11 protein-coding genes are annotated in these 23,045 nt (G+C 58.3%); 10 read left to right on the top strand and 1 reads right to left on the bottom strand.

Annotated elements, in window-relative coordinates:
• Positions 1 to 12 precede the first annotated feature (12 nt).
• The 8 genes from ACFFT4_RS14765 to ACFFT4_RS14800 all read left to right on the top strand — a co-directional run bounded on the left by ACFFT4_RS14765 (position 13) and on the right by ACFFT4_RS14800 (position 19,614).
• Positions 13 to 894 (top strand): carbohydrate ABC transporter permease, encoded by an 882-nt coding sequence (locus ACFFT4_RS14765; RefSeq protein ID WP_378048831.1) that lies wholly within the window; start codon positions 13 to 15, stop codon positions 892 to 894.
• 69 nt (positions 895 to 963) lie between these two features.
• Positions 964 to 2,664, top strand: a complete 1,701-nt coding sequence (locus tag ACFFT4_RS14770) for a type 2 periplasmic-binding domain-containing protein (protein WP_378048833.1) — start codon at positions 964 to 966, stop codon at positions 2,662 to 2,664.
• 116 nt (positions 2,665 to 2,780) lie between these two features.
• A complete protein-coding gene (locus ACFFT4_RS14775; RefSeq protein WP_378048836.1) occupies positions 2,781 to 4,523 on the top strand; it encodes a cache domain-containing sensor histidine kinase in 1,743 nt (580 codons plus the stop codon).
• Positions 4,520 to 6,085 (top strand): response regulator, encoded by a 1,566-nt coding sequence (locus ACFFT4_RS14780; RefSeq protein ID WP_378048838.1) that lies wholly within the window; start codon positions 4,520 to 4,522, stop codon positions 6,083 to 6,085. The genes ACFFT4_RS14775 and ACFFT4_RS14780 overlap by 4 nt, the downstream gene beginning before the upstream one ends.
• Positions 6,086 to 6,162: 77 nt before the next feature.
• The gene (locus ACFFT4_RS14785) at positions 6,163 to 7,308 is read left to right on the top strand and encodes a sensor histidine kinase (protein ID WP_378048840.1); all 1,146 of its coding nucleotides are present in this window, start codon (positions 6,163 to 6,165) and stop codon (positions 7,306 to 7,308) included.
• Positions 7,309 to 7,310: 2 nt separating this feature from the next.
• On the top strand, positions 7,311 to 7,979 hold the full coding sequence (locus tag ACFFT4_RS14790; protein WP_378048842.1) for a response regulator: 669 nt from the start codon (positions 7,311 to 7,313) through the stop codon (positions 7,977 to 7,979).
• Between the two features lie 170 nt (positions 7,980 to 8,149).
• On the top strand, positions 8,150 to 11,656 hold the full coding sequence (locus ACFFT4_RS14795; RefSeq protein WP_378048844.1) for a chitobiase/beta-hexosaminidase C-terminal domain-containing protein: 3,507 nt from the start codon (positions 8,150 to 8,152) through the stop codon (positions 11,654 to 11,656).
• Positions 11,657 to 11,793: 137 nt separating this feature from the next.
• Positions 11,794 to 19,614, top strand: a complete 7,821-nt coding sequence (locus ACFFT4_RS14800) for an S-layer homology domain-containing protein (protein ID WP_378048846.1) — start codon at positions 11,794 to 11,796, stop codon at positions 19,612 to 19,614.
• Positions 19,615 to 19,914: 300 nt separating this feature from the next.
• On the opposite strand, the gene ACFFT4_RS14805 is transcribed toward ACFFT4_RS14800, so the two are convergent.
• Positions 19,915 to 20,616, bottom strand: coding sequence for a glycosyltransferase family 2 protein (locus tag ACFFT4_RS14805; protein WP_378048848.1), 702 nt, complete (start codon positions 20,614 to 20,616; stop codon positions 19,915 to 19,917).
• Positions 20,617 to 20,811: 195 nt separating this feature from the next.
• On the opposite strand from ACFFT4_RS14805, the gene ACFFT4_RS14810 reads away from it, so the two are divergent.
• Both ACFFT4_RS14810 and ACFFT4_RS14815 read left to right on the top strand, forming a co-directional pair.
• Positions 20,812 to 21,549 carry a type II toxin-antitoxin system prevent-host-death family antitoxin gene (locus ACFFT4_RS14810; protein WP_378048850.1) on the top strand — a complete coding sequence of 246 codons (738 nt, stop codon included), beginning with the start codon at positions 20,812 to 20,814 and terminating at the stop codon, positions 21,547 to 21,549.
• 128 nt (positions 21,550 to 21,677) lie between these two features.
• The gene (locus tag ACFFT4_RS14815) at positions 21,678 to 23,036 is read left to right on the top strand and encodes a hypothetical protein (RefSeq protein ID WP_378048852.1); all 1,359 of its coding nucleotides are present in this window, start codon (positions 21,678 to 21,680) and stop codon (positions 23,034 to 23,036) included.
• The last annotated feature ends 9 nt before the right edge of the window (positions 23,037 to 23,045 follow it).

Below are 23,045 nucleotides of genomic sequence, written 5' to 3' on the forward strand. Positions count from 1 at the left end.
AGGAGGGGTCAAGTGCATTACAAATCGGCGAGCGAGCGAACCTATCAGATCGTCATACACCTCATCGTAATCGGCGTGGCGATATCCGCCGTCTTCCCGCTGCTCTACGTCATCGGGATGTCGCTGACGACGAAGGCGGAGATGATCGCGCGCAACTACTTCGTCATCATTCCGCTGGAGCCGACGCTGGAAGCCTACAAGCGGCTGCTGGCCTCCTCGGTCATCTGGAACGCCTTCGTCGTGTCCACGGGGAGAGCTGTCGTCGGACCGCTGCTGACGCTGCTGCTGACGACGATCGGCGCTTACGTGCTGGCGCAGCGGACGCTGCCCGGCCGCGGCATCTTCCTGTTCTTCATCCTCGCGACGATTCTGTTTAGCGGAGGGTTGATTCCGACCTATCTCGTGATCAAAAATTTGGGGCTCATCGATTCCTACTGGTCGCTGATCCTCCCGATCATGGTCGACAGCTTCGGTCTGCTCGTGATCAAAATTTTTATCGAGAACTTGCCGGACGGCTTGACCGAATCCGCCAAAATCGACGGCGCGGGAGAATGGAGCATGCTGCTGCGGATCATCATCCCGCTTGCGGCGCCGGCGCTTGCGGCCATCGGCTTGTTCAATCTGGTCGCGCATTGGAACAGCTGGTTCGACGCGCTGCTGTATTTGAACGACAAGCAGATGTATCCGCTGCAGATGGTGCTCAAGAACATGTTGACGATCGATTCCGTCAGCGGAGATTCGATGAACGCCGTGCTCAAGTCGTCGCAGTCGATCAGCACGGAGACGCTGAAGATGGCCGCGGTTGTCATCGGCATTATTCCGGTGCTGTGCGTCTATCCGTTTTTGCAGAAGCATTTCGTCAAAGGCATGTACATGGGGTCCGTCAAAGGCTGACCGCGGTGTTCGGAGGCGATTCAGGCGCTTCTTGACATAAAAAAACAGAGCTCGAAAGGGGAAACACGAATGAAGAGAGGACATTGGTCTTATGCGGCGATTGCGTTGCTGATAGCTTTATCGGCGGCGCTTGGCGCTTGCTCGTCGGGCAATAAGGAGAACGGGACGGCAGCCGGCGGCGACGCGTCGAGCGCGTCGGAGACGAGCCAAGCAAGCCCGGCTTCGGAGAATACCGGCGATAACGGATCGCCGATCGGAGAGCTGGTTTTCCCGGCGGCGTTCCCCGAGGTGCCGAAGGCCGTGGACGCTTCCAGCTATGCGTATGACGATCTCGGCAAGAAATACGAGCTGGATCTGATGGTGGCCGGCGCCTTTAACCAGCCGGTGCCGGAGGATACGATCAAAGCGTATCTGGAGGAGCAATTCAACGTCTCGATCAAATTTTCGAGCATGACCGGCGAGGATTTGAAGAACGCCGTCAGCGTGCGGTACGCCTCCGGCTCGGAGCCCGATCTCGTCATGTTCTCCTACAAGGACGTGGCGCGCTCCCTCTTCGAGAGCGGGCAGCTGCTCGATGCCAAGGAAATTTTGCCGTACATGCCGCAGACGATGCAGTACGTCACGCAGGATTACGCCAATTGGGCGACCGTTGACGGCAACATGATCGGCATTCCGCGGTACCCGGTTTTCCCGAACAACTGGGGGTACTTCATTCGTCAGGATTGGCTCGAGAAGCTGGGCATGAGCATGCCGACCAACGAGGACGAACTGTTCGCTTACGCCAAAGCGGTGGTCGAGCAGGACCCCGACGGGAACGGCAAGCCCGACACCTGGTTTATGGCTACGGCCGGCGGGGGCAACGGCTGGAGCATGATGGACGCGCTTAAAGCGATGTACGGGCATCCGAGCTGGAACGTGGCCGACGGCAAGCTTAATCATCCGATGCTGGACGGCACGACCAAGCGTTTCCTTGAGTTCGTGAAGAAGCTGTACGACAACAAGCTGCTGGCTCCGGACTGGTATACGATCGGATGGGAGCCGTTCAAGGCGTACAGCCTGAACGACCAGATCGGCATGGTCTGGTATCCGGGCTGGAACATCATCGACGAGCAGTACAACGCGAAGAAGAAGGACGCGAGCGCCGTCAATCTGTGGGCGCCGATCCAGCCGCTCAAGTCCAATGACGGCAAAGGCGGCATGTACGGTCCGGGCGACAATCCGGGAGGCATCTTCATCATCTCGAAGAAGGCGGCGGCCGATCCCGGCAAGCTCAAGCGTCTGGCGCATCTGATCGATTCGATGATGTATCCGAACGTCAATTACTGGGCCGTATCCCAGGGCGGCGGTCCGGAAATTTATCCGGGAGAATCCAGAGTGCAGCTGAACGAAGACGGCACGAACGTATTCGCCATCGCGCCGACCCACGTTCAGCTTGCGAAGCCGGAATATCAGTCGCTGGCGGATTGGCAATTTTTCGGCTACAGCCTCATCTGGCAGGTGTACGACGATGAACCCGTAGGCGTGCTGGGCAGCAAATACAATCAGGAAATCATCGCCATGCCCCGCTACAAAAATTTCGATATGAACCTTACGCTGGACGGCACGACCTCGACGAAAATAACCGATTTCCAGAACAAGAACGAGATTTCCTTCGTGCTGGGCAAACGTTCGCTGGACGAATGGGACAGCTACGTGGAGGAGTGGAAGAAGGCCGGCGGCCAGAAATTGATCGACGAGGCGGCCGAGCAGCTTCAGGTTGCCAAGCCTTAACCTGCGGAACGGGTCCGCGGTCCTATACTCACGAACGCTTGTACGTATAAGCGCTCGTGAGTATACTTCTATGTATGCAGGGAGAGAAGGGGCGAGCTTAGGTGAGAGGGTATCGGATGAGTTCGCGCAACAAGCTGATTTTGCTCCTGGTAGTCCCGGGTACCCTGTTCGTATTGATCGTGACGCAGATCGCCAAGGATTACGCGCTCGAATTTCTGCGGGAGACGCAGAACGAAGCGCTGGCGGGCATGTCCGACCAGGTGGTGCATTTGATCGGCATCTATAACAACGAGCTTACGTACAACATGCTGGAAATGGAAGAGATCATCAAGCAGGAGGGCGGCCAGGGGGACCGGCTGTACGAGGCTATGCGCACGGTCGCGATGATACGGGCCGATTTCGTGCGCGGCGTCGTGTACATTGCGGCGGACGGAGACATTACCGGCTACCCGATTACGTTCTGGGGCAATTTCTCCGCCAAGGAGGAGGCGCTGATCCACGAGCAGGCCGAACGGAGCCGCGGGGTATTCGAATGGTCCAATACGATCCGCTCCGATATCGGGCGCTCCGGAACGTTCGGACCGACGAGCATCGTGACCAAGACGGTGTTCGACACCGGCGGCCAACGGCTCGGCTATTTGGCGTTCCTCGTCGATTTGTCCGCGTTCCTCGAGCGGAGCGCCGCCTTCGCCGGAGCCTACGAAACCCAGACGCTGCTGTACGACCGCGAGGATCGGCTGATCGATTTTATGGGGGCGATCAATGTGACGACTCCGGTGCTGATCTCCGAAGAACAAGTGCAGACGCTCTCTTCGGCGCTTTCGTATTTTCGCAGCGAAGGCATCTATCATTCCGTCGGAACGATGGAAGCGAATCTCGGCTGGAAAATCGTTGTCGTCGGCGACGTGGAGAAGCTGGAATCGCGATTCGAGCCGCTGAGCCAGATCGCATGGGCCATCGTGCTGTTCGGCGCGCTCGGTTTTCTGTGCATCTACGTGGCGGTGTCCTGGTGGTTTACGCGTCCGGTGATGCTGCTGACCAAGGGCATCCGGAAGGTGTCCAAGGGGGATCTCGACAGCAAGCTGCACATTCGCCAGCAGGACGAATTCGGCGAGCTGGCCGTTCAGTTCAACCGGATGACGGCCACGATCAAGGCGCTGATCGTCGATCTGCAGGCGACGGAGGAAGCGAAGCGGAAATCGGAAATGCAGACGCTGCTGTCGCAGATCAATCCCCATTTTCTGTACAACACGCTGAACACGATCGATATGATGGTCGATTTCAGTCCCAAGCGGGAGCTTCACGAGATGATCAACGTGCTGTGCAGGCTGCTCAAGTACAGTCTGGACAGCCGCAGCGAGGAGCGCACGCTGGAGGACGAGCTGCAATATACGAAAAATTACTTATACATTCAGTCCGTCAGGTACGACAACAGATTCGAGATCGCCGTGTCTCCCGTGAGCGAGCGGCTGGGCGCGGTCAAGGTGTTGAAGCTGATTCTCCAGCCGATCGTGGAAAACGCGCTGTTCCACGGCCTGCACCCGCTGGAAGGACGCCAAGGCCGGATCGACATCGAGGTGGAAGAGAGAAACGGCGATCTGGCGCTGACCGTAAGGGACAACGGCGTCGGCATGTCCGCGGACCGGTTGTCCACGCTGCGCGGCGCGTTGTCCGGCATGGAGGAAGCGGACGGAATCGGCATCGGCGTACTTAACGTTCATCGCCGGATTCGCTTGTATTACGGCGCGGAATATGGGCTGGCCGTCGACAGCGCCGTCGACGGGGGCACGACGATCACCGTGACGCTGCCGCTGGGAAATCGATCGCTTGCAGCAGACAAGGAGAGGTTAATCCGATGAACGATTATGCGGACCAAGTCAGGCTCAAGCTGCTGATCGTCGACGACGAGCCGATGGCCAGAAGGAGAATCCGCTCTTTCGCCCTGGAGCGGCACGGCTTCGAGATCGTCGGCGAAGCGGAGAACGGCAATCAAGCCTGGAACAAGATACGGGAGCTGGCGCCCGACATCGTCGTTGCGGACATCGGCATGCCCGTGCTTAACGGGCTTGAGCTGCTGAAGCGGGTGCACGGGATGAATACGCCGCCGAAATTCATCCTGCTGACCTGCTACGAGGATTTCGACAAGATCCAGGCGGCGCTCCGTTACGGAGCGCACGATTACATCACGAAGCTGCTGCTCTCCGAACGGGATTTCATCGCTTGCCTGAACAAGGCGGCGCTGACCATCCGTCAGGAAAGGCGCAACAGGAAGCAGGCGCTGCGCCAGCTCCTGCTCGAGCGGCTGCTGTCCAACGACGACGCGGACGCCTCGGCCGATCAGCTTGCGGCGCTGTCCTTTCCTTCCCGGCGGCATATGCTGGCGCTGATTCGTTTTGCCCCGGAGCATAATCGCGCCATGTTCGGCGCGTCCCCGGCTCTGGAAAATGCCGAGGAGGACCGCGTGTCGCTCGCCGTGCAGATTGAACCGGGACTATGGGCGATGATCGCCGCCACGGACGAACGAGGGGGAGGGCAGGCGTTCTTCGGCTGGACGATGCAGACGCTGCGCCGCGGCTACGAGGCCTGCAGGATCAACGGAATCGCCGCGCTCCAGAGCGTATCCGACATTCGAAGCGGTCCCCCGCTTACCGCTTCGTTGATCCAGTGCCGTCAGCTGATGGATGAAGCGTATTATTTGCCTCTCGGGGTGCCCGCCGTCGCCGGAACGCCAGGCCGATCCTCGACGTTCCCTCCCGACGTCTTCGAAGCGATGAAGCAGGAATGCCGCCAAGCGGTCGAGCGGGGAGACCCGGAGGCCGTGGCGCAGCTGCTGCTTCGCTGGCTGGAGGAGGCGGAACGGCATTATTTGCCGAAGCCCGCGCAGCTGTGCATGATGGGCGCGGCGTTGGCGGGAGGTCTGAGCGACGATTATACGTGCCGCCAGACGGACGGCTTCGTTCCGCTGCGCCTTCGGCTGCAGAAACGCATAGAGGAAAGCTGCCATATTTCGGAGGTTAGGGCGGCGGTCGAGGAGGCGGCGGACGCTCTGCGGGAAACGCAGACGTCTCTGCGGAGCGTTCGCTCGGAGGTGTTGAAAGCGCTGCGCTTTGTCGAGCAGCGCTACAGGGAGCCGATCGATGCCGCGGCTGCGGCCGGTCACGTCAATCTGAGTCCGAGCTGGTTCGGTACGCTGTTCCGCAACGAGATCGGCTGCAGCTTCTCCGACTATTTGCTGACCTATCGGCTCGAGCAGGCCCGGGAGCTGCTGCTGCGCACCGATCTGAAGGTGTACGAAATCGCCGAGCAAACGGGTATCCCGAACTACCGCTACTTCTCCAAATTGTTTTCCGGCAAATACGGGCTCAAGCCCCAGGATTTCCGCTGCAGGCTGCGCGGCGGGGAGCGGGAGTACGACAAATGATCCGTGCCCGCAGCCCGAATGTAGTATAATCGATAGAAAATGGTCCAATCCGACCTTGCTTCTGAAAGGAACAGACGATGGCCGATTCTTTCTATCGTAAAGCTTCATGGGTTCTTGTTGTGCTGCAGACGCTCGTGTTTTTGATGCTCTGGGAGGAACAGAAGAGCTTCCTGCTATCCGCATTCGCCGCGGGGTACACCCTGGTCTACGCATTGTACAACTTTGTCCTCATACAGAATGCTCGGCCGTCGACGACTGTCGTCTATGTCATTGTACAGCTTTCCCTTGCGACAGGCGTCGTGATCCTTGAGGGGGACTTTCTCTGCCAGTCTTACTTGTTTATTCTGCTGGCCGAGATTGCCTTCCTGCATGCGCTTCGATACGGAGTGGCCGTGACGCTGCTCTGCTACGCGGCCTTTGCGATCGGCCATTGGATTCATTACGAATTTCCGCCGTTCGGGCAAATCTCCTATGTGATTCCGCGGGCGATGGAATACGCGACCTTCTTCGGTCTCAGCTATATGGCGAAAACCGCGTTTCTTCAGAAACAGCGGCTAAGCCATGCCTACGAGAGACTCGCCGAGTATTCGGTCGAATTGGAGCAGAAAGCGCTGATGCAAGAGCGCACGCGCCTCTCCCGCGAAATTCACGACACGGTCGGGCATACGCTGACCTCGGCGATTACGGGTCTGCAGACGGCGATTCGTCTCATGGATAAGGAACCTGCCGTTGCGACCGACATGATTCATCAAACGAAATCCCATATTCAAGAAGGACTGCAGGAAATCCGGCGTTCCGTTCACGTGCTGGACGCGGACGCGGCATTCCCGGATTTCGTAAGCGCGATGCGTCGTTTGCTGGAAGACACCCGGAGGCAGACCGGCGTTGCGATAGAAGCCGAGCTCGAACCGTCGCTGCCCCGGCTGGACCCGAAAGCCGAAATGACGTTTTATCGCGCGCTTCAGGAGGGCCTTACCAACGGCATTCGGCACGGAGGCGCATCGCGGTTTGTTTTTCGGTTCGTAATGGCTCCGGATCATATTCTCTTCGAGCTCGAGAACGATGGAAGCAGTTGGCGCAGTCAGCCGTACGGCTTCGGATTGTCCGCCATGCATGCGCGGGTGACGGATATCCGAGGGACGTTGACCCTAACGGCGGGCAAGCACAAGCGCGGGACCCGAATTCGGATTGCGCTTCCCTTCAAATCGAACAAGGAGGAATGAACATGTCTGCCATTACGCTCGTTATTGCGGACGATCAGCCCATCATCCGCAACGGACTCGCGGCAATGCTGGGAGCGGAAGCGGATTTCGAGGTGGCAGGCACCGCCTCCGACGGAGCGGAAGCGATCGAAGTCGTCGCGCGCGAACGGCCGCAGCTCGTTCTGATGGACATTCATATGCCGAACATGGACGGGCTAGCCGCCGCTCGAATTCTGAAGCAGCGTTTTCCGGGAATATGCATCGTGATGCTGACCACCTTCTCGGACGGGGAATATATCGAGGAAGCGATCAAGGCGGGGGCCAGCGGTTATCTGTTGAAGGATATGGAGCTCGATCCGATGATGCTGATCATGAAAGATTGTCTGTCGGGAAGAATCAGCTATCCGGCGGCCGTCAGGCCGATGCTGGCGACCGCTCTGGAGCAAGCCGCGGCGGGTGCGGATTCGAACGGGAACGGCTGGGATAACCTAGGCGTATCCTTCACTGACAGGGAACGGGAAATCCTGGACATGCTGCTGGAGGGGAGGACGAATCGGGAGATCGCGAACGCGCTGTTTCTGGGCGAAGGGACGATAAAAAATTATTTGGTCGGGTGCTATGCGAAGATGCGAGTTTCCCACAGGGGAGAAGCGACGGCCTGGCTTCGCAAACGGCTCGGCGGACAGTTTTGAATTCCGGTAAAAGTTAGGCTCATGGAGACGTCATGTGACGATAGTCATAGGGCGTCTTTTATTATGTGACGTTCTATATCTATAGCGCCCGATCCGGTTTTGGTAGGCTGGTTGATAGAGGACGAGGGAGCGGGCCCTTCGTTTCCGAATGCAGCGCGGGAGGAATGGCAATGAGGCAATTTATACGAAAAATAGCGGGGCCCATGGCGGTTTTGCTTATTTTGCAAGGAGGTCCGACGGTTCAACTTTTCGCGGGTTTTCATACGGCTTATGCCGCCGCCAGCGCCAATTGGGAAGTGGTAGGAACTCCCGGAATTTCGGTTGGAACAGTCACCAACAAGAGGTCGACGGTCGCAACCAGTGTATACGGGGATACCCCTTATGTTGCCTATACGGACAGAGGTTTGAACAATAAATTGGTCGTGCGCAAATACAGCGAGTCGACTTGGGAGTACGTAGGCAGCAGTAACGGAATTTCAGCGGGCATAGCCGACTGCATTTCTTTATTCCTCTACAGCGGAACGCCGTATGTAGCCTACTATGACGAAACCCTTCGGCAGGTGATCGCCAAAAGGTACAACGGATCGACGTTGACTTGGGACACTTTGGGGAGTTTGGGGTATGTGGACAATTCCGTTTCCAGCTACAACATTGCATTGGAGGTTTATGAAGGTACGCCGTATGTGGCTTATCAGGATAGCGATTATAAAGCGACCGTGCGAAGCTTGAACGGAGACGATTGGGACGTTGTAGGGCAGGCGGGCTTTTCGGCGGACAGAGCTTTGACCGTTTCAATGTCCGTGTATGGGGGAGATCCCTATGTTGTCTACCAGGATTATAAATCCGACAAGGCGACAGTGATGAAGTTTGATGGAAGCGCGTGGAACCCCCTAGGCCAAGCGGGCTTTTCGGACGGTTCGGCCTTGAATACGAAGATCAAGGTGTATAACGGCATTCCGTATGTGGCCTATTTAGACCAAGCGAACGGCGGCAGGGCGACGGTGAAAAGGTTTGACGGAAACGTATGGGAGAACGTGGGGCAGGCCGGATTTTCGCAGGGCGGCGTGACCTATCTCTCGCTGGACATCAATAACGGAGTTCCGTACGTGGCGTACGATGACGGCGGGAATAACAAGAAAGCAACGGTGAAAATGTTTGACGGAAACGCCTGGGCAGATGTCGGACAAACGGCGATTTCGCAAAGCCAATCCTCCTACCTCTCTCTTTCCGCCGGAGGGGGGATGCTCTATGCGGCTTACCGGGATATGTGGAACGACTACAAAGCTACAATTATGGCTTATCCGATTCATGGAATCGACGGCTTCGCTGATCAAACCTTGGCGGAGCTGGAATTCGGATACGATTCGGGCTCCCGGGAAACGAAAACGATCACGGTGAAACGAGCGGGAGCGGGCGATTTGAACAATCTGAGCGTTCGGATAAGCGGCGGGAGTTCGGACAGCTTTGCGCTTACGCAGCCGATTGACCGAACGTTGAATGACTCGCTGCCGACGACAACATTTACGATTCGGGCAAACGAGGGATTGGCCGTCGGAACGTACGAAGCGACAGTCGCGGTTGAAGCGGATAACATGGCGCCGCGGTATTTCAAAATAAGCCAAACGGTCATGCCGCGGCAAGCGGACGCGCCGACGGCCGTACCGGCGGGCGGCGGCATTTTGTTCGGAGAGACCGTTGCGTTAACGACCGCGACGCCGGGCGCTACGATCCGCTATACGACGGACGGCAGCGCTCCGACTGCGAGCAGCGCGGCTTACACGGGGCCGATTCCGATCACGGCTCATACGACGATTAAAGCTATCGCCTTAAAGGCAGGCACAAGAGACAGCGAAGTGATGACCGAATTCTACACGGCCGCTGCGGCCAGTCCTGCTGCTTCGCCGACGGGCGGCGAAGTGCTGAGCGGGACGACTGTTACGTTAACGACGGAGACGCCGGGGGCGTCGATTGCCTACTGTACGCGGACAGGCAGCGATCCGACTCTCGAATGCGCAGCGTACACGGGACCGATCCGCATCACGGACGAGACGACAATTCAGGCCACGGCCCGCAAGGACGGGATCGAAGAAAGCGCGATGATGAGCGAGCGCTACACGATCCGACCGCAGGCGGCCGCACCTGTTGCCGTGCCGTCCGGCGGCGTAATAGTGCCGGGAACGTTTGTCGTCCTGTCGACGGCCGCGCCCGGCGCAACGATCTACTATACGACGGATGGCAGTTATCCGACCGCAAGCAGCGCGATCTACGCGGAGCCGATTCCGATTACGGCCGAAACGACGATTAAAGCGATCGCCGCGGCGCCAGGCATTGCCGACAGCGAAGTGATGAGCGAGCGCTATACTCTTATGACACCGGCGGCTGCGCCGTTTAACCTGACCGCCAGAGCGGTCGATCGTTCCGTCGCGCTAAGCTGGGACGATTCCGCGGCCGCGGGCTCCGTAACTTATTCCGTATACCGGTACGCGGGCTTAACGGCTCCGGCCGATCCCGGACTATGGGAACTCGTTCAATCGAATATAGAGGATAGGGCCTATACGGTTACGGGCCTGACGAACGGAACGAGCTACAGTTTTGCCGTGACGGCCTTCAATGCCGGCGGTACCAGCGAATTCTCCGATTCGACCGCAGCGACTCCGGCGGCATCTTCGTCCGGATCGGGAGGGAGCCCTTCCGGGGGCGGATGGATTCCGGCCGAACCGGCTCTGAGCGAAGCGGCAGCGGACTTCGGAGGGATATTCCGCATCATGGCCGGGAATTATTCTGCGGATCGGATGCCCGAACTGTCCGTGAATCAAGCGGAAGCTCCTGCTGCCGAACCTGGATTATGGCGGATAACGGCAGGCTATGAGGTTGTCGATTCTTCGAAATTGTTGGATAACGTTAACTCTACGGCAGCGGTATACCTGCGGCTTAACGCGGATTCAAGGCTGCCGGAGGGCTACGAGCCAAGACTGTTCCTATTCGATAAGCGGAAGCGGGAGTGGATCGATCTCGGCGGCGAACGGCAGAACGGCTATCTCAAGGCCCGGTCCGATCGTTTGGGCATATTCGCGGGATTTTTGGTTCGGGACAAAGAAACGGCGACGGATGCCGGGTTTGTCGATATCGACCGGCACTGGGCGGCTCCATGGATTGAACTCGGGTCGGCTCTGGGGTTGACGGGAGGCTATCCGGACAGGAGCTTTAGGCCGCAGAAGTTGGTCAATCGGTTGGAGTTTACTTCCATGCTCCTGAGATTGACGAGCCGGGAGCTTTCGGATGCGGAGGGAAGGAGAGTCGGCGCGGAGCAGCGGTTCTCGGACTGGAGCGACATGCCGGATTGGGGGGCGGAATATGCCCTTGCCGCCTTGGAGGCCGGCATCGTGCAAGGCTACCCCGACGGTACCTTCCGTCCTCATGCGACGCTGACTCGAGCGGAAATGATAGCGATGATGCAACGGACGATGCGGTTGCCGGAAGCCGATCCGGCGCTGCTGGAAGATTATCGCGACAAGGATGAAGTTCCCGAATGGGCTGTTTCCGCTATGGCTGCATTGTTGGAAGCCAAATACGTCCAAGGCAGCGGTGCCGGAAATTTGGAGCCCCTGACCCCCGCGACGCGCGCGGAAGTCATCAAGATTTTAACGGAGGCCTATCTCGAAACCCTTCGGAGATGAAGCTGCGGGAGACGTCATGTGACGATAGTCATGTGGCGTCTTTTATTATGTGACGTTCTATATCTATAGCGCCCGATCCGGTTTTGGTAGGCTGGTTGATAGAGGGCGAGGTCTGTTCATGGAGAGGGAGGCAAATGATGAGAAAACGAACGCATATGTTCAGATGGATGTCCTTGTTGTTGCTTGTCTCGACTTTGATAGGAACGATGCCGTTGAATCCAACGGCTTCCGCCGCGCATGCGGCGCAGGCAAGCGACGAGTGGATCGACCGCTCCGGCGAGCAGACGATGCTGTTCGGCACGGTCAGAGAGGCGACGGAGGGGGAATATGTCGTATCCGCATCGCCGATCGAAGTGTCCTATAGGGGAGCAACGTATTCCGACGGAGACGAGCGGAATCTAATTCGCGTTGCGGTTCGCAAGGATACCGAAGTCGTCACGGCGGACAACTCCGGCATGCTCGTCCCCGGAACGGCGGTCGTAGTTGCGGGATATGCGACCGGCAACCGGCTCGAGGCGCAGGTGATCGGGGATTTGCAGGCGGCGGAGCCGGTCGAGGAACCGGCCGGAGACGCGATGATGGTCGACGAATTTATGGGGAACGCGGCTGCGGATTCCGCGTTTTCCGAGCAGACGGATTCGACCGGTTCGCCGAGCGTAAGCATTCTGAGCGATCCGTCCGGCGGCAATTCCTATCCGACACCGGGCAGCCCGGACGTGATTAAACGATTTACGACAATCTCGGGCGCGTACGACAAGGCAAATAGCGGCAGGAAGGACTTTCCGGCCCTGAGAGTCGGAGCGCTGTCCATTTCGATTTTCTTCGAATATTCCGCAGGGCTGGACGTCGGCTGGAACTGGCCGTTCGAGGTGCAGACCAAGCTGACGAAGCCGGTGCCGCAGATGGAGTTTATCGAACCGTTCTTGCCGGGCGAGACGGCCGCGGAGCGATTCGAACGAGTCGATCGGATGAAGTCGATCGTGAAGGTCAATGTCGTTCCGCAGAAGCCGAAAAACAATTGGTCGTTCTACAGCGAGGTCGGCTTGCGGATGTCCGTAGGTTTCGAAGGCTCGATTCTCGGATACGATTTCGATGCCCGGGTCGATCTGAACAAGCTGGTCGGCGGTTTGACGGGAACGGGCCTCGTCTCCAGCATGGGGGTCAGCGGCAAGAAAGCGCCGCCTCTGGAAGGTCAGTCTGCGGCGATCGGGGTTAAAGACGAGATCGGTCTGAACGCGAGCGCATTCAGCTGCGGACTTACCGGCTGTACGTTCGATATGTTTTCCGAGGACTCGATCGGGGTTCGCGTTCCTTTCTTCGAGGCGGGCATTCTGTCTATGGGCTTCGTCTTCCAGCCGATTGTCGTCGCCTACGGCTATTTTCCGAAGCTGACGCATATTACGGGCGACAATGGTCTGCTAGTCGAAAAAATTCAGGAATACGACCGTGTCTCAAGCAACCCGGCCATGCCGATTGCTTACGATTTCGAGCTGTATCCCTGGGATGCGCTTGCCTTGTCCGTGCCTGATGTTCTGCCGGGTGAAGCCGCGCCTGCGATTACCGAAGGAGGGACATTGAATTTTGACGTCGTGTACGAGCCGAGCATTCGGGTCGGATATGTCGTGCAGGCCTCGATCAGCGCGAAGAAATTCGGCATCGGCACCGAGTTCAGGCTGCCGGTATGGATGATCGAGCTTCCGTTCAATATTCAGTTGAAAGCGGAAAAGTTGGGCGGCATCCAGTGCATGGATGAGGACGGCAACAAGGCGTTCGATAAGTACGGATGCAGCAGCGAATTGGGCGAAGGGGAAGGCATCTATTTCCCGCCAAGCGTCATCTCGTCCAAGATGCGACTCGCAGATGCCGAGGGCAATGGAACGAGCAAGCTGCCGCTGGCGGTAAGTGATGCGCCGTACGCAGGGGGGACTGTTAAAGTGCTCGGCGGCGTAGGCGGTTCGAGTAAGTTGAAGACAAGCGGACTATTGCCGCAGGGGATCGGCTTCAAGAAGACCGGAACCGATTCGACCGGAGCGAATCTGTACCGGCTGGAAGGGACGCCGGCCGCCAAGGAAGGCGATTTCGTCGTCAAACTCGTCGGAACGGATGCGGCAAGCGCGAAGAAGGACTTCACGCTTACGCTGCCGATTGCCAAAGTATACCCGGAGCAAGTCGACACGACCCTGGTGGAGGGGCAAGTCTGGACGCAGCAATTCAAGCTGGCCGGTCCCGACGGGGTCGCGATGGCCGACGTAAACTGGAGCTTGAGCGGCGATCTGCCCGCGGCGGCGTATACACTGAACAAAAATACGGGCGTATTGACGATCCATAACGCTCCGAAGGGCGACTACATCTTTAAAATGACGCCTGCGGTAAACGGAGTATCGTACGAGGTAGTAACGGAACATCATCTTCGCGTGGACAGCAGGGCGATCGCGGCCGCCCATCGTTGGACGGTCAATCAGCCGTTGCGCTCGAATGCCGCGCTGTACGACATGACTTACGGCGATATCGCATGGCATGAAGGGCTGCGGGAATTGATCGCGGCAACGCCGGGCGGCCTATTCTCGCTGCAATGGCAGACGGCGCAAACGATGCCGGGAGGTCCGCTGCCTTATCCGTATTACACCTCGATGGCCTACTACGATCCGAGTTCTGCGGGAGAGGAAGGCTGGATGTATCTGTTTGGCGGAAGCGAGCATACCACACCCTGGTGGAACGAGTCGCGCGGCGCCGTCTATAAGCTGGATAAGGCGAATGGGCTGGTCCTGCTGGACGATGGCGGCGACGACCATTTAACGACGCCGGGAGCCGAGTACGGCACGGCGGTCGCCGATGCGTTGACGGCCGCGCTTCCCGACGGGCGGCTGCTCGTTCACGGAGGTAAAATCAAGACGGAAAATGCGGGAGCAAGAGGGATTTCGGATGAAACATGGGTTTTCGACCCGTCCAGCAAACAATTCACGCTGTTGCAGCCGACGGTCCATCCCGGCAGACGAACGGGCGCCGATTCGATGCTGTACGTCCCGGATTTGGGCCAAGTCGTGCTGTACGGCAGCGATTACTCGCAAGGAGCGGGCTATTGGGGCTTTGATCCCGACGACCGAATCTGGCTGTTCGATCCGGGGACGATGAGCTGGCAGACGGCGGATGAGAATAAGAACATTGGCGTCGCCGACGGGGAGATGACGTTTCTTGCCTATTCGAAGCAGGAGCACAAGCTTTTCATTCTAATTACGGGCAGCGGCCAAGAGGGGTCCGTTACGAGAATGTATTCCATCGACGTATCGGGAGGCACGCTCGGTCCCGTCATGCAGGAGCCGCTGCCGGATGACGCCGCCGCTTGGCAAGGCGTAGGAGGTTTGTTCGCCTATGACGAACTCTACGCGCGTTTGCTCTATATCCAGGATAAACAAATTTCCTCATACGATCTGCCCGAGGCGGACAAGGATCGTCAGAGTCTCGTGGCGAACGGGGAGGATACGATCCGGCTCGGTTTTAATCTGAATCGCTACACTGAAAATATCGCGGATTGGGACGTTGTCTGGAGGCCGATCGGAAAGCTCCGTCTGTTGGATGCGGATCATCGAATGACCCCGGACGCGGATGGCAACGTCGACCTGGCTCTCCAGTACGCCGATTTCGGTCAAGCGGACATTCACACGGCGCATTTGCTCGTATACGCTGCGTATAAGGGGACGGACCCTAATCTCGCAGGATCGGAGATCCCGATTGCCAAGGCGACGATAGAAGTTCGTCCGGTGCCGGCCGATCCGGCCAACAGCTTCATTACGCTGACTCCGAACGAATTGATCGATCATTACGAGGAGGGCATTCCGTACCGATCGGATTTGATCATCGAACTGCGATCGGCCGGCGTCGACGGGGGGCAGCCTTTGCCTAACCGTACGCTTAGGATGCGGAACGCGCTCGAGCTGCAAAATCTTCCCGTCACGATCGGCCCGGACGCCGAGTACGACGAGAACAGATTGATCTGGGACGATACGGATCTGCTCACCGATGCGAACGGGCGAATGCACCATCAACTGTGGAATACCGGCAATCGTCCCGGAGAATACGCCCTTCGGTTCGGACTGGAGGACGGCTCCGGCTTCGAGATGACTAGCGCGATCGAGATCGTGCCGTTCGTGCCGATCGCGAAACAGAGCGATTACTGGTACGACGGACTGGCGGGCCAGACCGTCTTCGGCCCGAGTAACAATGCGATCGAATTCGCGAATACGGACAGATGGATTTCCTTCGAGTGTTCGGAGGAAGGCGTTCGGGCCTGCTACGAGCTGGTCGAAGGGGAGCCGCCTGCAGGCGTGACCTTCGATGCGGGATTCGGGGTGTTCCGCGGAACGCCAAGCGTTTCCGGCATAAGCCAAGCTGCGATCCGGCTGCCGAACAGCGAGGAACGTGTGACCGTGAACTTCGATATTCGCGAATCGCTGTCGCTTGCGGACGAATACAGGCTGTGGGAATTCGAATACGAGGTCGGAGATTTCTTCGAGCGGTCCTTCGGGGAGAAGGTCAAGGGCGGAACGCGCCCGTTCGCGTTCGAAGTCGATACGACGAGGGTGGACGGCGCCCTGCCGCCGGGGCTTGCGCTGGATCCCGACACCGGCGTCATCAGCGGCTCCTTTGCCGAGAGCGGCACCTTTACGACCGTCGTCAGGATGACCGATTCCTCGCCGCTCGGCTCGCGGACGGAGTGGAAGCAGTACCGCTTCGTCATTACCGAGCCGGGAATTACGGGAACGGGGACATATGCTTACGGAGATATCCAGACGAACAGCACCATTTTATATATCAGTCAGTTTACCGGCAATCCGGCCGGTCCTGCGGAAGGCGTATTCGAGCCTTGGGGCGGAGGAACCGCCTTCTATGAATTAAAGCGGAAAGATACGTCCAACGCCGCTCCGTTCACGCTCCGGTTCTCGCCGCTGGCTTACGAGCATCTGGATTTGTATTATTGGCATCCGGGCCATCGGCAATGGGAGAAATTCGGCAATCAGACGTGCTACAGCTGCGGCGAATCCAATTACGCGTTTTTGTCCGCAACCGTAGACAACCCGGACGAGTACGGCGGAACGGGCGACATTTGGACGCAGGGAGAAGGTCTGCTCGGCTATAGTCCGTACAAATACTTGCGCATTGCGGTAGGTGCAATTCCGCCAAAGCAGCCGGTTATTACGGGGATCGAGCCCGAGCTGGACGAGTACGGGAAAATGAAGTTCGTGAACGGGTATTCGAAGCTGAGGATTTATGGGGACCACTTTGCCGAGGATGCGATTGCTTATGTCGGGGGCAAGCAGACGCTGGGCGGTTATACGCAGTGGTCCGAGGCCGACGGCAAGTGGGTGATGGAGACGTACGTGCCGCCCGGCGAAGGCAAGAAAAGCGTCTATGTCATGACGCGCGGAGGCATCGGCGAGAGTTCCGAAGCGATATTCGAATATCCGGAGGAAATGCGCGTTCCGAAGGACGGTTTGCGTCTGAAAGTTACGGTGCTGCCCGAGGGCGGAGATCCGGACGCGCCGTTATTGATCGGTCAAGGGGCCTATGTGAAGGTCGAACTGGTGGATGAGGAAGGGAAGAAGGTGCGTCTGGTCGACACGGACGGCTTCGATCCTCAGGTCCGGGTGCGATTTTTCCGCAGCGACGATCACTCCTATGTCAGATTGGCCTGTGCGGGGGGCGATGCCGCTTGCCAGGTCGAAGGCGCGCAGCGGGACGAAATGATCGGTTACTTGGACGGCAATGGCGAATATACAGGATACATGTATTTGTACAATTATGACGATACGCTGCCGGAATGCATAGGCGATTACTGGGGCGAAGATTGCAGGCTCCCCTCTGACGAACCGACGCTGGCAGACGCCTTGTCTCCGGACGACAACGTGGTCATTAATATCGGCGTCACCAATCCGGACGGGCATTACGGACGTTACGAATCGGAAGCGGCGCCGCCGGAATCCGCTTTATACGGAGACACGGAGACGCTGGCGATCGTGACGCCGAGCGTAACCGCTGCCGTCTACAGCGACTATGAATTCCAATTTGAAGGAATCGGCGGCGCGGAACACTTTTATAGCTGGAACTGGGGACCCGAGTCGGAAATACCGCACGGAATGGTACTATCCAAGGGAGGTCGTCTGATCTTTGATGAGGACAGGGGATTTGCAGAGGCTGTCCCCGGTCATTATGCGATCCAGGTGCGTCTATCCGATGGCGTTGCCTCCGCCACGAGAAAGTATCATCTGACCGTGACCGGAGCCGTCTATACCCAAGCCGGGCTCGACGGCATCCATCTGCATCTGACGGAGCCCGCCGTCGTGCTCCAACCCGAGGAGTCGTTCGACCCGCAGCAGACGCTGTATCACGCGAATGTCGGCTATAGCGTGGATGAAATCCGGTTGGAGCCGCTCGCGGCGGCCAATACGGCAAACGTATATGTACAAGTGAAGGGGAAAGCGTTGCAGGCGGACCTGGACGGCTACTATCCGATACGTCTGCCGATCGGCAAGACGCCGGTCACGTTCATCGCTCAAGCGGATGACGGGACGATGCGGTCATACGTTCTCGAAATATCGCGGGCGTCATCCGCGGACTTGCTCGGTCTAACGATCGATTCCGAGCAGATGCCCGGCTCGATTGCCATTCCGATCACTGCGGACAGGCAAAGCTATAGCATCGAGCTGCCTTATCGCGTCGAACAATTCACTTTGCATCCCAAGACGGCGGACGCAACGGCCAGTCTGCAGTTGGACGGAAAGTACCTGACGAACGGCGCGACTTCGGCGCCGATTGCGCTGGGGGCGGAGGCCGGCACGGTGACGCTGCAAGTGACCGCGCGCGGCGGGGTGGAATCGAAGCTCTACGTCATTACGCTGCAACGCGCCGAAGCGCCGGAGGGATCGGATCCCGGAACGGACCCCGGGACGAATCCGGGAACAGACCCCGATCCGAACCCGAATCCGGGAACCAATCCGGTTGCCGATCCGGCTGCAGAGCCGAGCAAGCAGCAGCCGGACGATGTCAGCGGCAAATTCGGAGACGGCTTCACCGTCACGATTCCGCTCGCCCTGATGGGGAACGCGGAGCGTATCGATGTGAAGGAAGCGGGGCTGCCGCCGAAGCTGCCATCGGCATTGCGGCTGTCCCCGGCGTTCCAAGCCTCTTGGATGCCGAATCGGACTTCCGGAGGAGCACTGGAGGCAACGGTTGAAATCCGGTTGGATCGGACGAAATGGCCGGAAGGCTGGGTACCCAAGCTTTTCGTATACGATTCGGCCGATGGACAGTGGCTCGATCTTGGCGGGGTACGACAGGAGGGACGCATTGTCGCGCAATCGGACCGTCTGGGCATATTCGCCGTCTTCGCCGTGCCAGCAACGCCGGAAGCCGTCTTCAGCGATGCAAGCGGGCATTGGGCGGAGCAGTGGATAGCGCTCGGACAAGCCTTCGGCGTCACGACAGGATTCCCGGACGGCACCTTCCGTCCGAACCTGCCGGTCAGCCGCCTGGAATTCACGGCGATGCTGCTTCGGATGCTGGACGCGGACATGGACGAACAAGATCGGGAAGCGGCGGCTTCCTCCTTCAACGATGCGGACCGCATTCCTGCGTGGGGAGTCCCCTACGCGAATGCCGCCAGACGGCTGGGTATCGTCTCCGGCTACGAAGACGGCACGTTCCGTCCGGAAGCGCCGATCAGCCGCATGGAAATGATGGTCGTTCTATCCAAGGCGCTGAATCTGTCTTCAGCCGAGCTGTCCGGACTTGCGGCTTTCAGCGACCGTGGCGAGGTTCCATACTGGGCCGAAGCCGCGATCGCCTCCGTTCTGAAGGCGGGTTACGTGCAAGGACGCGGCAACGGCATCCTTGCTCCGCGGGACCGGACGACGCGCGCGGAGGTTGTCGTCATGCTCATGCAAGTCTATCTTTCCCGCGAATAACGATAAGAGGTTGTTCCATAAGCCACTAGAGGATCAACCCTATAAAATGATCCGTTTATTACCATGGGGATATATCTCCTTCCGCTGCTGATACGGTCATGAAATGAGGAATTGATTAACCCGTAACAGGGTAATTTCATGACCGTATGAGGCAGGCGCTTCGCTCTACAGGAGATATATCCCCATTCTTTTTGCGATCATTTTAGTTGCCCTGGCTTATGGAACAGTCTCATTTTATCTCCGCCGGAATCCCTTTTAAACGCGAGGTCGCTCTGTCACTCGGGAACATTGCGTTGCCCCTCAAAGCTTGCGCACGGCAAAACGTCGGTAACGCTTCGTCACGGCGACGGGTTGGCTGCCGATCAGGAAGCGGCGGTCGCTCGCCTTCCAGGTATGCGTGCTTTTGTTTTTTCTGCGAATATAGACGTAGTTGTAGGGCGAAGTTGCGTGGATGGCATAGCCCTTTTTGGCGCAGCCTCGCAGAAACCGGACATCCTCGCCCAGCGACAGATCCGGGAATCGCACATGGTTGAGGACTTCCTTTCGAAAAAGCAGAGTTCCTCCCTGAATGAAACGAACGCGTTTGTTCTTTTCCCGAGGAGAACGGATAATCAGCCGATTGCTCGCTTCCAGATAGACCAGGCAGGCGTGCTTGCCCGCTACCGGGCTTCCGGTGCGCAGGAGCGCCCGGACTTGCTCTCTTAAATAGTAGGGAGAGTAATAATCGTCATGATCGAATTTGGCGAGAAGAGAATATTTGGCTCTGCTTGCTCCGCAGTTCAAGCATTGGCCGAGCGAGATTCGTTCCGGCACTTGATAGACGGTCACATGGGGATCGGCGGCGGTTGTGCTCCGCCATTCCCGCAGACGGATGCTGTCCTTGTTGACGACGATAATCAATTCTTTGCGCTCGTAGCGCTGATTCCGGTAATTGCTCAGAATGTTCGCGAAGAATTCGGGCCGATTCGTGCAGGTGATGATCGACACGCCGGGCTCGGACAAGCGCTTCCCCTCCGATCGTTGCTTCCTCTGTTTTTATGAGATTCAAATTCCAATCAGGTTGCTTGGACTGCAGGAGGAGATTCCGGAAAGTTCGACGATTGACAAAGGGACAGCGCTATGCGAAACTCATGTTAGCTAGATTAGCTAATATAGCTAATCTGATTAGGGTGCAACTTCGGATGGAGAGGTGAGCGCATGAAGGTCAGTTCTACGGAGGTGCAGAACAACTTCGGAAAATACTTGGCTATCGCAGCGCAGGAAGACGTCATCGTGACGCGCAACGGCCGGGAGATCGCCAGGCTGACGGCGGTGGGCGAGAGCGACGCCGGAGTCGTCGCCGAGCGGAGGGCATCGTACGAATTCGGGAATCATGGCGGCCGGAAGGCCGCGTTCGACGAATTTCAGGCGCTGTCGAAGGACGGCAGCGAGGAGCGGTACGAATATATTGACGGTGAAATCTACGCTATGGCGTCGCCGACAACGGACCATCAGACGGCGCTGATGGAACTGGCCGTCATCTTTCATGGTTGGTCTCAAGGGAAGTCGTGCCGGCCGTTCGTCGCGCCGTACGATATCCAACTGCGCCGAATCGAGAGACTGGAGCAGCTCAACGTCGTGCAGCCGGACTTAATGATAATTTGCGATCTGGAAGAGCATCTCGCCGAAGACGGGTATTACAAGGGTGTGCCGGCATTGCTTGTGGAGATATTATCGGAGAGCACTCGCCGCAAGGATCTGCTGCGCAAAGCCGATCTGTACATGAGGAGCGGAGTGAAGGAGTATTGGATCGTGAACCCATTCTCAAAGGAAATTATGATCTACCGGTTTGCGGATTGGGAGATCGCCGAGAATGTAACGTTTCGACTTGGCGAGACGGCCAAGTCGTATATCTTCGAGGGGCTGCTGGCGGAGCTGAATCGCGTATTTCGGTAATGGAATCCTCTCTTTAGGCGAGATCGGGGAACGGCGCATGCCGTTTGCCCGATTTTTTTCATTATTCTTTTATTGGCGTTTGGTATAATCCACGTAAAACTGATTATAGCCGAGAGGAATAGACGCCAATGCCGAAAACCATCGAAGCTCGCAAAGGGGAAGAAAGCGTCTCGCGAAGCCGCTCGTCGTCCCGGAGCAGCGAGGTGCCGCAGGAACAGGAGCAAGCGGAAGAGGAGAGCCGGGAGTCGGACAAGTCTGCGATACTGGAGAGGCTGAAAGCCCAGGGAGCGGTTCGCGTTTTTCCGGGAATGGGAATGGGAGGAGGCGGACCGGGACCGGGGGCCGGGCAGACGGATGCGGCAGGAACCTCCGCTTCCGAGGAAACGCCTTCATTGGAACGGGAAGCCGAGGAAGCGCCGGTGCAATCCCCCGTTCCCGCCGCGGAGACTCCTGCGGAAGTCCCGTCGGAAGCGCCGCCCGCCGCGGCAGAGGTCGAGGAAACCCCGGCGCAGGCTCCCGTTCCGGCCGCGGAGGCTTCCGCGGATGCGCAGGGAGGCGGCGGAATCGATCAGGCGTTTCACGACCGCGTGCAGAAGACGACGGACGCGGCCAACAACCCGAAATGGTACGATCTTCCCCAGCATATCGAGAACAGCCGTTACGGGAAGTGGGATTTGTCCCGGAGCCGGGAACGAAGCGGCAACCGCGATCGGGACCAGAATCTCGAAGAGGACGTTCGGACGAACCAGGTCGAGAGGCGGCTGATGCCGGGGACGTTCGACGTCACGCAGAAGGCCAAAAACGCGGTGAACGACGTCGTGCAAAATCCGGGGCAGACCGCCGTCGGCATGATTCCCTTGGTGGGCAAAGGACTTAAGCAGAAAATGGCCGAAAAGTACGACGTGAAGGAACGCGACTTGCTCAGAGGCATTGCGGCGACGTCGGGCAACGAGACGATCAAGGAGAGCGCGTCCTCCCGGGCGAAGGCGGTCGGGACGAAAATAACCGCCGATCGTGTCAAGGCGGGAATCGGCACGGTGACGGGACTGGTGGGCGACTTCGTGCCCGGAGGGAGCGTGGCGACGGGCGCGGTGAGCGCCGCGACCGGACTCATCGGCGATCTGGCGACATCCGATTCGCGGAAGCAGGTAAACCAATCGAGAGCCCGCGAGGAAGCCCGAAAGGCGATGGGGAAGAAGGAATTCGGGGGCTACGAGGGAGTCGACGAATTCATCGAACTGGAGAAGCAGCGGCATGCGCTGGTCGCGGCGGGCAAAAGCAAGGCGGGCCCGGGCGCCGGCGCGCCGACGGTCGACAGCGACGAACAGATGAAGCGGCTGGTCGCGCATACGCGCGGGGATACGCCGCATTACAAGTTATACAAAGAACGCGCCAAGCAGGTGGAGAAGGAGCGGGCCGAAGCGGCCAAGCCGAAAACGGAAGCCGGCGGACTGATGTCCCGCGTCAAACGGTTTTTCAACTCCTAAGAGTCGGTT

Origin of the sequence: Cohnella cellulosilytica, from assembly GCF_042431195.1 — a bacterium.
GTDB classification, from domain to species: domain Bacteria; phylum Bacillota; class Bacilli; order Paenibacillales; family Paenibacillaceae; genus Cohnella; species Cohnella cellulosilytica.

Coding starts and splice junctions, on each gene's coding strand:
- ACFFT4_RS14770 (WP_378048833.1), top strand. CDS start 964: ATGAAGAGAGGACATTGGTCTTATGCGGCGATTGCGTTGCTGATAGCT.
- ACFFT4_RS14775 (WP_378048836.1), top strand. CDS start 2,781: ATGAGTTCGCGCAACAAGCTGATTTTGCTCCTGGTAGTCCCGGGTACC.
- ACFFT4_RS14780 (WP_378048838.1), top strand. CDS start 4,520: ATGAACGATTATGCGGACCAAGTCAGGCTCAAGCTGCTGATCGTCGAC.
- ACFFT4_RS14785 (WP_378048840.1), top strand. CDS start 6,163: ATGGCCGATTCTTTCTATCGTAAAGCTTCATGGGTTCTTGTTGTGCTG.
- ACFFT4_RS14790 (WP_378048842.1), top strand. CDS start 7,311: ATGTCTGCCATTACGCTCGTTATTGCGGACGATCAGCCCATCATCCGC.
- ACFFT4_RS14795 (WP_378048844.1), top strand. CDS start 8,150: ATGAGGCAATTTATACGAAAAATAGCGGGGCCCATGGCGGTTTTGCTT.
- ACFFT4_RS14800 (WP_378048846.1), top strand. CDS start 11,794: ATGAGAAAACGAACGCATATGTTCAGATGGATGTCCTTGTTGTTGCTT.
- ACFFT4_RS14810 (WP_378048850.1), top strand. CDS start 20,812: ATGAAGGTCAGTTCTACGGAGGTGCAGAACAACTTCGGAAAATACTTG.
- ACFFT4_RS14815 (WP_378048852.1), top strand. CDS start 21,678: ATGCCGAAAACCATCGAAGCTCGCAAAGGGGAAGAAAGCGTCTCGCGA.